Below are 12,917 nucleotides of genomic sequence, written 5' to 3'. Positions count from 1 at the left end.
AAATAGGAAAATCCCAGATCATTATCATCTAGTTAGCGATTCTCAATCTGATGTAATATCTCTTAAAGAAGTTATCAAACGATTTACTATTGATAACCAAGACGTATTGGAAAAAGTTGCCGACTTACTAAGCGAAGAAAATGCTGATTTCTTTAAACGTAATGGGATCTATAAATCCCATGTAGACCAAACGTTTATAGAAAATTGCAAACATCAAGCTAAGGTGGATTGGGATGAGTTATCTAGAGAGCTAAAGCATTCTCGTCGATTTACTCACATGCGAGCTACTGTTTTTTTTGAAAATTTAATTCGCACTTGTATATATAGTATCGATAAAAAACATGAGGAGGAGAATGATGAGTATAACTCCGTCAAACGGGTAATCAAAAAAGGTACCACTTTGTATCGAGGTCGCTTAACATCCGACGATAAACATAGACAGAGTTTCCAAAGAAAACCTAGTGAGTTGCTTGGAGCTCCTCCTAGTCTTCTTGCTGCCAATAATCGGATGAGCCCTCCAGGAATATCGTTTATGTATACAGCAAATAATCCCCAAACAGCCATAGCTGAAATTCGTCCATATGTGGGTGATACCATTGCTGTAGGGAGCTTCATCACTAAGAAAACGCTTACTTTTTTTGATTTTACACTTCTAGATTCAGCAAAACTAAAGAGTGCAAGCATTCTGACAAGCCCTAAACAAGATAAGTTCTATCAACATGGGTATTTGCTAAATACCTTGCACGAACTCATATCAAAGCCATTTAGAGCGACTAGTCTAAATTATATTCAGACTCAAATGTTTGCGGAGACCATTCGTAACTATGATAACGGAATGTTTGACGGTATTATTTTTAAATCATCTCAGCTAGAAGGTGGGATAAATTATGTTATTTTTGGTGATGAAACAGAAGGTGATTCCGATAGCATTGAATACAACGTTGAGTTTGACACACAAACTGGCGTGGAATTTTACCAAGTTGAAGCAATGACACCTTCAATTAAAGAAGTAGGCATCCACTCACGTAACTCAGATAATATTTTGGTTAATGTTTAGAAAATTTCGAAGTTACGCACAAAAACGATCTTAGACGATCTCTAAATCCCCCATCTAAAACAGCCCTCGATGTAGATACATCGGGGGCTGTGTTCCAATACAACTACCGAAATGAAATGCGGTTCTAAGATCGCATAATTGCAGTGCGGAATTTTGGTGTGGAGGGGAGGGTGAGTCCGAACAAGGCCTGAGCGCCCTACTCCATCACTCATTTTATTCTCGCTGCCTAATTCTGATTTTCTTCTGTAGTTGGTGGCTTTTTGATGTGGGAACGACAGTACGAGCACGCTAGATGGAATGGGCTTAAGCTCAATATCCTCTCGATCGCCTTTGATGGTGGTAAGCGCTTGCAAGTGAGCGAAATCCCCTACTCTGACCTACCACACATCAAAGTTATGGGAACGAAAGCCCGTACCTACACGATTGAAGCGGTGTTTGTGGGCTCAAGTTCTCTGGCCGATGCCAATGCCCTCATTGAAAACCTAGAAGCAACACCAACAGGCGAACTAGAGCATCCTTGGTTGGGTGAACTGCCGCTTGTCTTTGAAGACGTATCGCAAAGCATCAGTACCAAAAAAGGCTTGGTCACGCTGAGCCTGAAGTTTGCTCGCGCTGGCTCTTCCCCTTCCATCACTGCACCGACTTCCGTTCGCACAAAAACGCAGGCCAACATGGTCGAGAGATTGTCGAAGCGTTCTTTCGCAAAACAAGTTAAAGGCTTGGATGTATCGAACATTCACCGGGTTCAAAATGATGCCATCAGCGCACTGAACGTGTTGGTCGACATCACCAACCGCTTAAAGCTTGAAGATGAAAGCCTTCAAGACATTAACCACGCCATCAACAAAGCGTTCTCTGCAGTGAGCAGCCTCAGCACCAATCCAACTGAGTTCGCTGATCTGTTTTCTGCGTCAGTGGATGCGGTGGCCGATGGTGTTCAAGCCGAGCCAAACTCAGGTAATGAAGCGGTAGACAACTCGCGCAGTGCTCAAGCTTTACTGCTAGGTGAAGTGAAACCGGACACGCCAACTCAACACCACAATGTGCAGATGGTGACGGGCGCAGTGAAGATGAACAAAGACATCACACACCTAGAAAAAGGCGACCGCTTTGATATTACGAAGTCGGCTAAGCAGCCTGAAACCATCAAGAATGACCTGTCGACTTTGATTGTCGGTATCGATGAGCGCATCAAAGACACCACCCAAGTGTCGACGCTTGAAAGCATAGAATTGTTCGATGCAGTCACTACATTGAAAAGCAATGTGAAGGTTCAGCAAGATAAAGTGATCAGCGGTACCGCGCCCCATAGAACGGTGCAGTCACCACGCTTTCAATCTTCGCTGGCGATTGCGCACGATGAGTTCACTCAAGAAAAAGTCATCACCAAAATGAATGCACTGCAGCACCCGCTCTTCATTCGTGGTGACATTGCCGTAAGGGATGTGTCATGAACACGCTAACGATGCACATTGATGGTAAGCCGCGCACCTTCTATCAAGCAAATCTCAACTACTCCATAGAACAGCTGGCCCATACGTTCAGTTGCTCAATTGAGCCTATGAGTATTGAAAGCCCGTTGTCGGTTGAGTTCTTCCTTAACGACAAGTCGATTCTGATTGGTCAGATTGATGGTGTGGATTCAAACACCGATTCAAGCGCTCACGCTGTTTCCATTTCTGGCCGTTCAAAGAGTGCCAACATGATTGATTCGCGTATCACGATGGACGCGCTTTATAACTTGAACGTGGAAGAGCTACTTCGCCATGTCGCCAAGCCATTTGGTTTGAAAGTGAAAAGTCTGGTGAAAAGTATGCCAGTCATCCCCGAGTTTCAGATAAATGCGGAATCCCCTGTAGAGAACGTGGCGCAACTCATTCGAGAGCAAGGTTTTATGTTGGTTGAGCGCAGTGGCGTGTTAACCATTGAAAACACCGCACATGCAACTATCAGTAACATAGGCCTAGAAACGGGCAATAACATCGATAGCCTGAACATCAAGCGCACCTTCAATCAGCAATTCCACACCATTGATGTGCAAGGCCAATGGGATGACGCAAGCGCACAGGTCATCAACCCAAACGTCGATAGCTCACGCACTATGGTGATCACCTGTGACCAGTTACAAAACCGTGAAGCTTGCCTGTCTCGTGCTAAATATGAGCGCAACCTTGCCATTGCTCAAAGCCTGACTGCATCAAACACGATTGCCGACATATTCCCTGAGTTGGCCATTGATGGATTAAACCGTGTGATTCGAGTCGCTGACCAAGAGCAAAGCTTCAGTGAGATGTTGGTGATCAAGTCGCTTGGCCTATCTGTGTCTGAAAGCTCTACGGAAACGTCGGTTGAGTTATTCAGACCGTTTAAGGAGCAAAGTTATGTCTAGTGCTCTGCAGCAGCAACAGCGATTAATGGCCAGAATTAAAAACGTGATTGGCACCGGCACTGTCACAGGTGCAACCACAGGCCGATTACAAATCAAGACCGCGACAGGCCGAACCAACGACAAGATAAAACGCGTGCACAACTACGGGTTTATGAGTCGCCCACTACCAGGTGCGAAAACTTACAACCTCTTCATTGGTGGAACCACATCTCGCGGCATCACCGTAAACGTAGAAGACGAACGCCACCAAATAGATTTGCAGCCTGGTGAAGTTGCGATACTCGATGACAAAGGCAACCTTGTTCATTTCACAGACCAAGGCATCAAGGTGACATCACCAACCAAGTTGTTGGTAGATACTCCTGAAAGCGAATTCACAGGTAATGTCACTGTTGGTGGGAATATCACTGCTAATGGAAAAGTGGAAGGTAAACAAGGTGGTACTTTCGCAGGAGTCAGCAGTGAAAACCACGACCACGACTACAAAGACGACGGGACAAACAGAACCACCAAGGGGCCAAATAAAGGATGAGTCATTTCAATTTAACCGCCCTAACGGCACCACTCAGTTCTAAAGAGGGGCTAACCCATGCTGTGCTTCAGAGTGTTTACAACTATGCCGAATCGACTCAAAACGATCGCGCCCGTATGGCAAGTAATGAGCGCGGTGGCACTTGGAGCAATGAGTTGATAAACGTGGTCGGCTCTCGTGATTGGACGCTCAAACGAGCAAAGCTCACAGACGAAACATTAAGCCTCGCGAAACGGTTTTGTGAAGAGTCGCTTGCTTGGCTCATTACCGATGGCCACGCCAAAGCAGTTGAAGTTTCAGTATGGCGAGAGAAGCCAAACCAAATGGGTCGCAATGTGATGATCACCCTAACTGATGGCTCTCAGTTCGATGTTCCACTTTCAAAGGTTAACCAATGAGTACACAAAGAAGCTTAGATGAGTTAATAGCTCGCGCAGAAGCCAATCTGGTGTCTGCGACAGGGCAAAACAACCCAGCAACCAAAGGGATAGCCGCTGCCATTGCGGGTGTCAGCTATGGGCAATATGGTTATCAAGATTTGCTGTTCAGGCAGCTGCATCCAGAGACTTGCTCTGAAGAGTGGTTATACCTACACGCCAATCGCCATAAAGCCCCTCGACTACTGCCAACATTCGCAACGGGTCGAGTGCAGTTCACAGAGCTTGGCGGCACTGTGGTGATCAAAAAAGGCACCCGCTTAACGCATGCCAATCACGAGTATGAAACCACCAAAGAACAATACAGCAATTCTCCCGTCGAAATCATCGCGCTTAAATCGGGTATTGATAGCAACTTACCTGCAGGCGCAATACTGACGCTAAGCAAAGGGCTCAGCGGAATTGATCCAAACCGTGTGGTTTCACAAGGCGTGACAGGTGGCGCGAACATTGAAGAACTCAAGCACTGGCGTTCAAGAGTGATCGTAGCGTTTGAGAAGAACGAGCTCATCGGTAAATCAGAAGATTACCAAGCCTGGGCCGTGTCTGCTCACTCCGATGTGGACTTTGCCTGGGCGCTCGACAACACCCCACAGCGAGGCATGGTGGAAGTGTATATCGGTGCGCGAGAAAACAACCCGACCTTAAGCGCAGGAGTGGTCAAGTTAGTGCAAGACACCTTTGAGCGAAATCGACTGGCAGGTTGTCACCCAATCGCTCATCTACCGAACCAAGTGCCACTCAACATCGAGATACAAGGCATTCAAGACCAAGCCATACGTAATGATGTAGTCACTGCACTGGAAAATCTCGTAAAAGGGAAAATGGGCAAAATTGACCCGATAACCCAAAAGCCTGAATCCATCACCAACACTGAAATTGTGTTAACCACTTCAACCGTGACCAACAACTTCATTGTTCGTACACCTGTTGGTGAGGTCGCCATTGGTAAAAACCAGATACATGTACTAGGAGGCGTAACGTGGACACCGCCGACTTAATTATTAACTACAGTGCCGGTGATTTTGAAAACGCCTACCGTGGGCTATTACCCAAAGGCGAGTATTGGCAAGACACCGAGAACGTCGAGCTGGCTAACACCATCAAAGGCATGGCCAAAGACTTCAAGCAAACCCATGACGATATTGAACTGTCGCTATTAACTGAGTTTGAAGAGCAGCAATTTGGTTGGAAGATTTCCGACTATCAACGGCTCTTGATGACGATGGGCTCTAAAGGTGTAGTTTTTGATGAAATCGCGAATCCAAACCTCATCAAGATAAACCTGTACAGCTACAACAATGACGCGGCCTTTAAAGCGTTAGAAGAAAAACGACTGCCACACACCGAGTTTCATTGGATTTATCCGTTTGATGCAAATACACAATTTGAACTGGCTACGGCCTTAACCATGAAGCCAGAGTTTAGCTCTCAGCTTGAATTAGAAGCTGAAGCCCCTTTTCTGTGCTGCACTGCCATAACCTGGCAACTTGAAATAGGAGACACCGTATGAGCACGCTGCAAGGTATCCCAACTCAGCACGGGATCAGCATTCTCAAAAGTAACCTGAAACAGACCGCGAAAAAGTTTCAGCTCATAGGGGCATTAACCCACAACGCGCCACCTGCGAGCTTGTCTGTTTTCCATACTGACACAATCGAAGCCAGTTATTACGATGACAATGGCGTACTGACATTTGTGCTCAACCTACCGATTGAAACGCACTTCAATGAGTACCTCTATCAAATCAAGATTGTAGATACCGCAGGCCAATCCATCGTGGATTGCCAAACCCCAGTGATTGCCTTGGCAAAAGGCATTGGTGGCATGGTCACTCTAAAAGCTGCGGTTTCGGGGCAAGCTGGACAGGTCATTTTTAAGCACAATCAGTATGTGACGGAAACGGAGTTGTTAGGGCTTCACTTTTCCAAGCTCAAAAAGGAGCTGTTAGCACTCCGTTGCGGTGAGACTCTATTATTTGACGACCCAAATCCAAGACCGGGATGGGTTGATTTGGATGGAGCGCCATTATCCAGAACGACCGATGCGCTGCTTTGGGCTCATGCTCAGAAAACAGGTTTGCTGATAAGCCAAGCTTTGAAAGATTCGAATAAGAAAAAGTACGCGGCGTATTGGGGAGCCGGTGATGGTTCAACCACATTCACCAGACCTAACCCCCACTTAGTCGGAGCTTACACACGTGCGACTCCGGCAGGTGTGGCGCATGGTGAGTATCAAGGCGATGCAATTCGGAATTTTACTGGCTCAACTTCTGCGTTTTATCGCGCTGCCGTGGTTAGTGAAAGTGGTATCTTTGGTTCGCCTATTTACGGTAGCACGCCAGCTAAGATCGGCACTCCAGGTGCAGACCCTGGCGCTAATTATGGCTTAGACATTGATGCATCGAGACAACTCCCGACAGCACATGAAATCCGCCCACACTCAATCAACTACGCAGCTAAAATTCACAGGGGGTGGATGTAATGAAAACGGCCTATTTCTACGATTGCGATACATTTGAATATATCGGTCAGCGTCCAGTCCATAAAATTGATGGCTATGACGATTATCTATTGCCGCAGCTAGCCACGTTCATTGAGGTTCCTGAGTTAGATTCAGAAACCGAACAAGCTAAGTTTGATGAGCAAAGTCAAACGTGGACGGTAGAACCTAAGTTTGTTGAGGTTACGGCTTATCATAAGCAAACTCACGAACCCAAAGACTTTGATGATGCGTCTTTAATCACTGACGACTACACAAAAGACGAGCCAACCACACAATGGGACGAGTGGATTAACAACGCTTGGGTAACCAACCAAAGCAACAAGTACGTTGCCGAGTACAACCAAACTGACGAGATAAGACGACAGCTTTATTCTCGTATGTGTGACCCACTAAAAATGGAAGCGATGGACCTTATGGACGAAGGACAGGAAACAGAGGCACGACAGTTGAAGTTGCAAGCCTTAGCTGCCAAACAGAAAATCAAAGCCGAAAACCCTTGGCCAACACCGCCTGCCAACTAATCCCAACCCTATTTAAACCCAGCCATCACGCTGGGTTTTCTCTTTCTTGCCCCCTGAACTTCTATATCTCGACACTAGAAATGCCATAAGTCCCCTTTAAAACTCAACTAGATACACTGTTTATGGGGGAACTAATTAACTAGCCATAAGAGAGAAATCAATGAATGAATCAGAGGCAAAGGCACTAGTCGTATCGCTACTAGATGTCACTGGCCTAAAGAAAATCTTAGCTTCCATTAGTGCAACCCTAATCAGTTTTGGCGTGAATGACGTACTCCAAGTGTTGTCTGTTGCGGTCGGTATTGGCGCTGGCATCATGGCGATTCGTCACTACGCGATTGCAACCAAACTCAGCCAAGCGCAGTTAGACAAATTGAACTCACAAAAAGAGGGTTCAGCATGAGCCTAAAAACCAAAGCAATACAGGCGGTGGTGTGTTCTGTGGCTTCCGTTCTTGCCATTGTCTTTACTATTGATTCAAAGCTAATAATCAGTGAGAACGGCCTTAGCCATGTAGCGAATGAAGAAGGCTGTAGGCTGAAGCCCTACCAATGCAGTGCTGATGTTTGGACTGCAGGGTTAGGTCATACGCAGGGCGTAACGGAAAACACCAAACTCACATTGCAGAAAGCCGCTGAGCTATTCGTTAAAGATGTTGCTGCCGCTGAGCGTGTCGTCAATAAACACATCACCCAAACACCAAGCCAAGGTGAATACGACATGATGGTGAGTTTTGTCTTTAACCTTGGTGCAGGTAACTTCACACGCTCCACCTTATTGAAGAAGTTTAACCAAGGCGATCATCAAGGCGCTTGTAATGAATACCCTAGGTGGGTGTTTGTGAATGGTAAAGACTGCCGCCTCAAGCAAAGTAACTGTGCCGGTATTCCTAAACGACGAGCAACAGAACAACACGTCTGTTTGAATGGGTGGTGATAATGTTGACCCAATATCTAACTCTATTTAAAGCCATTGCCTTTGCTTCCGTTCTTAGCGGTGTCGCTTATTGTTCTTATGACTACGGCGTAACAACTACCGAAGCCAAAGCACTAAAAGCGCAAAACGTACTCTGGGGAAAAGTAGAGCAGAAACAAGATGAGGCTTTTCAACTAGCCGTAAAACTCGCTAACCAAAAGCCTGATATTCGTATTGAATTTCGAGAGATTGAAAAAGAGGTGATCAAGTATGCTCAAAAGAACAATGATAAGCAGTGCGTTGTTAATGATCCTGACTGGATGCACATCCGCGCCCAATCAGTGCGAGCGCATAATAGAGCAATCGGTATTCAGCAACCCTCCACCGTCCCTGATGGTGCCGCCAAAACCGCTACAGGTTACGAGCGAGACGCCGAAGTCTTAGCGGAAGATGTAGCGAACCTGCAAACCTGTGCTGAAAATGCTCAGAAGCTCTTATCGCTACAAACTTGGATAAGAGCACAACTGCAACACTCACTGCAGTAAAGACGAATCTGTCTATACTCGATACTAAGCCGCATCCAACTTTTTATATTCTTTAGGGGTAATAACCTGTTGCCCCACAACATCATTCAATTCTTGCATCATATCAATCAACGGTAGCAGCTCGTTCTTGTGGAACATCCAATCCACCTTATTCAAGTCCAGTGACGTAATACTCTCGCGTCGAATACTCATCAACTCGATTGGCACACGGTGAACCGAAAGCACCTCGTTCATGGTCTGATTCTTCACATCACGGTAAGAATCTTTCGCTTCTACTTGCCCAATCGGCTTGAGTTCTGGCGGGTTGGAGTCTTTACCTTTAGCGTTCACAAATAGATTCTTAAATGCTAATCCTTCCTTAGCTTTCAATTGCTCTTTGATCTCGTTTTGTTGCTTATCTGTCATGTTAGGGTCGTTCATATACAGCAAGTAACCCGCATGGTTACCATTGCGGTAATACTGACGGCGAAACAAAGTGGCATCATCGTTCAACCAAATAGAGGTCAAAGAGCTAATGTGACTCGGCAAACCATACAGTTCTTGAGCAACGTCATAGTCACCCAAATAGAACACTTGGTTATGTTTGTAGTCTATACGGCCATCATCGTCGTAAGCTCTTGGCTTATACGACCAACCCAAGTCTTCACGCCTACGCATGTAAAGTGTCGGTAAATGCTTGAGCTTAACGACTTCGCCTAAACCTCTATAATCTCGAATCACCTGAAGATGAGCCCCACCAAAAGTGAGGTAGTCTTGAATAAAGCGCTTTGCATCTTGGCGTGAAAGTAATCCACTCAACGAAATGGCATGCATTAACGTATTGCGCTTAAACTCAATCGCACTCGAATGCATTGGGTTGGTACGCAGTGCTTTGGCTAAGGTGTCTAAGGCGATCGGTGGTTCGTATAAACCATCAACCAACGCCACTTCTAAATAACTGAGAATGTCGCTGTTCATCACGCTCACGGGTTTAGAAAATTCAATCTCTATCACTTGGTCTCTCCAAAAATTAGGCTAGAAGAACTCGACAGTGGTGTCGGTGTCGTTATTAATATCAATCGGCTCCCAACGCAGAACGTGCATAGACGCCCAGGCTAAATCCGCATGAGAGCCAATTTTGCTGCGGTTGGAAGTAAAGGTAATTTGGTTACTTACTTTGGTGGTTTGCTGGCGAATCATTAAGAATGAGTGAACGAGATCATCCCACTCTGCTTCAAACTGTAAGCGGCCACTGTTAATGATTTCTCGTGATTTGTACGCCATCAATCGTTTCACTTCGGGTGAGTAATCCAACTCAACCAAAGCGGGATAAAACTTGCGAACAAGCTCTGCAACCGCAGAGCCTACGCCACTGGTATCCATCGCCATGTACACCACATTGTATTTATCGGTAATGCTGCGAATCGTGTCAGCCTGTTGCTCATAGCTAGAACCTTTAAGGCGCACTCGCTCAATCAGTCGGAACACACCACCTTTGCGCTTAGGCTTTAACGCCACCACAAGGCCTGCATCATCCGAGCTTTCACCCGTTCCGCCACCTCTTGGGTCATAACCGACCAAAACCTCTGCATTGCCCACTGGCCTTACTTTGTCGTGGTCGACATCTTTCCACAATGACGTGTCGGCCTTACAGGCCAGTAATGCTTTCAATGAGAAGAATGAAGCGCTGTCATCCAAAAACTTACAACGCAGCAGGTTGTCGAAAATCTCTTTAACCGGATACTTACGCTTAAGCTTATCCATGTTGAAGAAGGTCGCGCCCTTCTTAATCGCATCATCAACCGTGATCATTTGACGGAAGATAAAATCAACACCTAAAGCACCGGCTTTAAGTGCCTTGTGGCTGATGTCAATACCGTGCTCTTTCTTGCCTTGCCATTTCGGGTAGGCTTCATGTGCCATGGTGGAAGGTGTTGAAATGTAAGTGGTGCGAAACTGCGCCTGAATCGACATACCGCCTGCATAATCATCCAATTCAGCAAAGCGAGGGATCCAAAACACTTCATCCCAATACATGTGGCCGTTAAAGCCTTGAGAGGTCGCAACATTGGTCGACATAAAACCAAGCTTTGCGCCGTTGCTTAACTCGATGTCGTCCTTACCTTTAAGGTCAACTTCGCCAATCTCTAGCGCAAATTTACGAATGTAGTTTTTGAAGATATACGACTGCTTTTTCGACGCAGAGATAAACACCTGGTTGTCGCCAGTCAGCACCGCATCTTCAAACGCTTCAAAGGCAAAATAGAACGTAAGACCAATCTGACGCGACTTAAGATAAAAGCGAGTTTCATTGATCTCATCGTTTTGTTTATGGCCGTGAATTTCCTTTTGGTATTCGAAAAAGGTTTTCTCGCGATACTCATCCAACATCTCTTTGGTGATGTGGGAAACATCGTTCTTCACCTTATTCGACTTACGCCCACGCTTTTGCTCACCATCACTTCGGCCAGCTGGTCGGCTGCGTCTTTGCTCAGCTTCATCACGCTTGAATTGCTGTTCGAGTAACATCTTGAGCTCACGCTCTTGGCTCTCAAGCTTTTCGTCAACCCACATCAAGTAAGCAATGCGCTGTCTCATCATTAATTCGACGGGCGCGTCATCCCTCAGCGTCTTCCAATCAAACTGAGTTATCCATTTTTGAACCGTGCGTGTGGCTACGCTAACCGCTTCTGCAATTTCAGCAGGCTTACGTTGGCGTAAAAACAGTCCCAAAGCTTTCGTTTGGTCGGCGGTATATAGCGGTTCGCTAACAACATTATTTTCCATGTTTGCATAGTGCTACAGCGCTTGTGATTACTCAGCTTGAACGATTTCTATATCAAGCGTTTAGAACTAGGACAAATACAAAAAGGCGGAGGCATTGGGTAAATTGGAATCATCGAATTTAGGAGAGTTTAGGCATGTTCAAATCAGAGCCAATTTGTGTATTAACCGCAGGACCAACCATTGATGGTCGCGATATTCCTCAAAAGGTAATTGATGATATTGCCGAAACTTACGACCCGAAAAAGTACACCGCTCGTATCAACGATGATCATTCTGAGTGGAGCTGGAAAGGTGGCTCGGTGTTAACAGCGGAAGCGCGTGGCAACGAGTTGTGGGTTGAAGTGAAGCCCAATTCTCACTTGTTACGCAACATCGAAAACGGGCAGCTACTGCATACCTCATGTGAATATTTAGAAGACTTTGCGAAAACAGGAAAAGCTTACCTAACTGGGCTTGCATTTACCGATGAGCCAGCATCATTAGGAACAACCCAAGTACACCTTTCAGCGCAGCGTAGTGAGAAAAAAGCCCTGCATGTATGCACTGGGCAAATGCTCAACTACACGGGGAAAGCCCCAGAACAAATCGAGCTATCAACTGAAGAGCGCTCGTTAATGAACAAACTTTTTAGCTGGTTAAAAGGTGAAGAACCTGAGCAGCTCTCACAACAACAGGAAGAAGGCGACATGAGTAAAAAAATTGAAGAGCTGCTTGAAGCAAGCGTAGAGCAAAACCAAGTTCTATCAGGTCAATTAGGCCAACTTGTTACTCAGCTATCGGCTCAAAACAACCCTGAACAAAACCCTAATGGTGATGAAAAAGACACGACACCAGAAGGAAACAGTCAAGAGACTGAGCTGAAAGGTCAAGTCGAGACTCTTTCGTCACAGGTAGAAAGCCTAACAGGTCAAATCGAAAAGCTCAGCAAGCTAACCGATGAAGAGCAGCGCCAGTTAGCAGGCGAAGGTGATGACGACAATACTTATTTATAAGTGTTGATACGTTCTCAATCCATAACGTTTTAGATTAGGTAATAGACATGCAACAGCATACAAAAACAAAACTCAGCGCTTACGTGAAAGCGGTAGCCGCTCAAAACGATGTTGATGATGCAACAGAGAAATTCAACGTGAGCCCTAATGGTACTCAGCGCATTATCGCGGCTATCCGTGAAAGCAACTGGTTCCTAGAAAAAATCAACATCATTTCGGTGAAAAACCAAAAAGGTGAATCCATTGGCCTTGGTGTGA

At 45.8% G+C, this 12,917-nt stretch carries 16 protein-coding genes; 14 read left to right on the top strand and 2 right to left on the bottom strand.

What is annotated here, in order from left to right; translation table 11 throughout:
* The 12 genes from AB4653_RS04865 to AB4653_RS04810 form a co-directional block, all read left to right on the top strand.
* The coding region (locus AB4653_RS04865) for an RES family NAD+ phosphorylase (RefSeq protein ID WP_372103458.1) at positions 1-1,057 on the top strand (1,057 nt) is incomplete at its 5' end.
* 263 nt (positions 1,058-1,320) lie between these two features.
* Positions 1,321-2,511, top strand: a complete 1,191-nt coding sequence (locus tag AB4653_RS04860; protein WP_102258112.1) for a DNA circularization N-terminal domain-containing protein — start codon at positions 1,321-1,323, stop codon at positions 2,509-2,511.
* Positions 2,508-3,446 (top strand): phage tail protein, encoded by a 939-nt coding sequence (locus tag AB4653_RS04855; RefSeq protein ID WP_102258111.1) that lies wholly within the window; start codon positions 2,508-2,510, stop codon positions 3,444-3,446. The genes AB4653_RS04860 and AB4653_RS04855 overlap by 4 nt, the downstream gene beginning before the upstream one ends.
* The gene (locus tag AB4653_RS04850; protein WP_102258110.1) at positions 3,439-3,978 is read left to right on the top strand and encodes a phage baseplate assembly protein; all 540 of its coding nucleotides are present in this window, start codon (positions 3,439-3,441) and stop codon (positions 3,976-3,978) included. The genes AB4653_RS04855 and AB4653_RS04850 overlap by 8 nt, the downstream gene beginning before the upstream one ends.
* On the top strand, positions 3,975-4,376 hold the full coding sequence (locus tag AB4653_RS04845) for a phage GP46 family protein (protein WP_102258109.1): 402 nt from the start codon (positions 3,975-3,977) through the stop codon (positions 4,374-4,376). The genes AB4653_RS04850 and AB4653_RS04845 overlap by 4 nt, the downstream gene beginning before the upstream one ends.
* Positions 4,373-5,416, top strand: a complete 1,044-nt coding sequence (locus tag AB4653_RS04840; protein WP_102258108.1) for a baseplate J/gp47 family protein — start codon at positions 4,373-4,375, stop codon at positions 5,414-5,416. Before AB4653_RS04845 ends, AB4653_RS04840 begins: the two co-directional genes overlap by 4 nt.
* On the top strand, positions 5,398-5,928 hold the full coding sequence (locus AB4653_RS04835) for a hypothetical protein (protein WP_102258107.1): 531 nt from the start codon (positions 5,398-5,400) through the stop codon (positions 5,926-5,928). The genes AB4653_RS04840 and AB4653_RS04835 overlap by 19 nt, the downstream gene beginning before the upstream one ends.
* Positions 5,925-6,899: a hypothetical protein gene (locus AB4653_RS04830; protein ID WP_102258106.1), complete on the top strand. Its 975-nt coding sequence runs from the start codon at positions 5,925-5,927 to the stop codon at positions 6,897-6,899. The genes AB4653_RS04835 and AB4653_RS04830 overlap by 4 nt, the downstream gene beginning before the upstream one ends.
* Positions 6,899-7,441, top strand: a complete 543-nt coding sequence (locus AB4653_RS04825; protein WP_102258105.1) for a hypothetical protein — start codon at positions 6,899-6,901, stop codon at positions 7,439-7,441. Before AB4653_RS04830 ends, AB4653_RS04825 begins: the two co-directional genes overlap by 1 nt.
* Before the next feature lie 160 nt (positions 7,442-7,601).
* A complete protein-coding gene (locus AB4653_RS04820; protein ID WP_065679523.1) occupies positions 7,602-7,844 on the top strand; it encodes a hypothetical protein in 243 nt (80 codons plus the stop codon).
* Positions 7,841-8,377: a lysozyme gene (locus AB4653_RS04815; RefSeq protein ID WP_102258104.1), complete on the top strand. Its 537-nt coding sequence runs from the start codon at positions 7,841-7,843 to the stop codon at positions 8,375-8,377. Before AB4653_RS04820 ends, AB4653_RS04815 begins: the two co-directional genes overlap by 4 nt.
* 2 nt (positions 8,378-8,379) lie before the next feature.
* On the top strand, positions 8,380-8,901 hold the full coding sequence (locus AB4653_RS04810) for a hypothetical protein (protein WP_102258103.1): 522 nt from the start codon (positions 8,380-8,382) through the stop codon (positions 8,899-8,901).
* 24 nt (positions 8,902-8,925) lie between these two features.
* On the opposite strand, the gene AB4653_RS04805 is transcribed toward AB4653_RS04810, so the two are convergent.
* Both AB4653_RS04805 and AB4653_RS04800 read right to left on the bottom strand, forming a co-directional pair.
* Complete coding sequence (locus AB4653_RS04805) at positions 8,926-9,894, bottom strand: phage portal protein (protein ID WP_102258102.1); 969 nt, start codon at positions 9,892-9,894, stop codon at positions 8,926-8,928.
* A gap of 21 nt (positions 9,895-9,915) precedes the next feature.
* A complete protein-coding gene (locus AB4653_RS04800; RefSeq protein WP_102258101.1) occupies positions 9,916-11,667 on the bottom strand; it encodes a terminase large subunit domain-containing protein in 1,752 nt (583 codons plus the stop codon).
* A gap of 134 nt (positions 11,668-11,801) precedes the next feature.
* Between AB4653_RS04800 and AB4653_RS04795 the strand changes: the two genes are divergently transcribed.
* Both AB4653_RS04795 and AB4653_RS04790 read left to right on the top strand, forming a co-directional pair.
* Positions 11,802-12,659, top strand: a complete 858-nt coding sequence (locus tag AB4653_RS04795; protein ID WP_102258100.1) for a GPO family capsid scaffolding protein — start codon at positions 11,802-11,804, stop codon at positions 12,657-12,659.
* 47 nt (positions 12,660-12,706) lie between these two features.
* On the top strand, positions 12,707-12,917 hold a 211-nt coding region (locus AB4653_RS04790), incomplete at its 3' end, for a P2 family phage major capsid protein (RefSeq protein WP_372103454.1).

This window comes from Vibrio sp. 10N.222.48.A3 (assembly GCF_041475345.1).
GTDB classification, from domain to species: domain Bacteria; phylum Pseudomonadota; class Gammaproteobacteria; order Enterobacterales; family Vibrionaceae; genus Vibrio; species Vibrio tasmaniensis_A.
This window is presented reverse-complemented; position numbering and strand designations above follow the sequence as displayed.

What these genes read in the sequence shown, in the direction of transcription:
- AB4653_RS04840 (WP_102258108.1), top strand. Translation starts at nt 4,373, where the DNA reads ATGAGTACACAAAGAAGCTTAGATGAGTTAATAGCTCGCGCAGAAGCC.
- AB4653_RS04855 (WP_102258111.1), top strand. Translation starts at nt 2,508, where the DNA reads ATGAACACGCTAACGATGCACATTGATGGTAAGCCGCGCACCTTCTAT.
- AB4653_RS04845 (WP_102258109.1), top strand. Translation starts at nt 3,975, where the DNA reads ATGAGTCATTTCAATTTAACCGCCCTAACGGCACCACTCAGTTCTAAA.
- AB4653_RS04830 (WP_102258106.1), top strand. Translation starts at nt 5,925, where the DNA reads ATGAGCACGCTGCAAGGTATCCCAACTCAGCACGGGATCAGCATTCTC.
- AB4653_RS04825 (WP_102258105.1), top strand. Translation starts at nt 6,899, where the DNA reads ATGAAAACGGCCTATTTCTACGATTGCGATACATTTGAATATATCGGT.
- AB4653_RS04850 (WP_102258110.1), top strand. Translation starts at nt 3,439, where the DNA reads ATGTCTAGTGCTCTGCAGCAGCAACAGCGATTAATGGCCAGAATTAAA.
- AB4653_RS04795 (WP_102258100.1), top strand. Translation starts at nt 11,802, where the DNA reads ATGTTCAAATCAGAGCCAATTTGTGTATTAACCGCAGGACCAACCATT.
- AB4653_RS04810 (WP_102258103.1), top strand. Translation starts at nt 8,380, where the DNA reads ATGTTGACCCAATATCTAACTCTATTTAAAGCCATTGCCTTTGCTTCC.
- AB4653_RS04860 (WP_102258112.1), top strand. Translation starts at nt 1,321, where the DNA reads ATGTGGGAACGACAGTACGAGCACGCTAGATGGAATGGGCTTAAGCTC.
- AB4653_RS04800 (WP_102258101.1), bottom strand. Translation starts at nt 11,667, where the DNA reads ATGGAAAATAATGTTGTTAGCGAACCGCTATATACCGCCGACCAAACG.
- AB4653_RS04815 (WP_102258104.1), top strand. Translation starts at nt 7,841, where the DNA reads ATGAGCCTAAAAACCAAAGCAATACAGGCGGTGGTGTGTTCTGTGGCT.
- AB4653_RS04820 (WP_065679523.1), top strand. Translation starts at nt 7,602, where the DNA reads ATGAATGAATCAGAGGCAAAGGCACTAGTCGTATCGCTACTAGATGTC.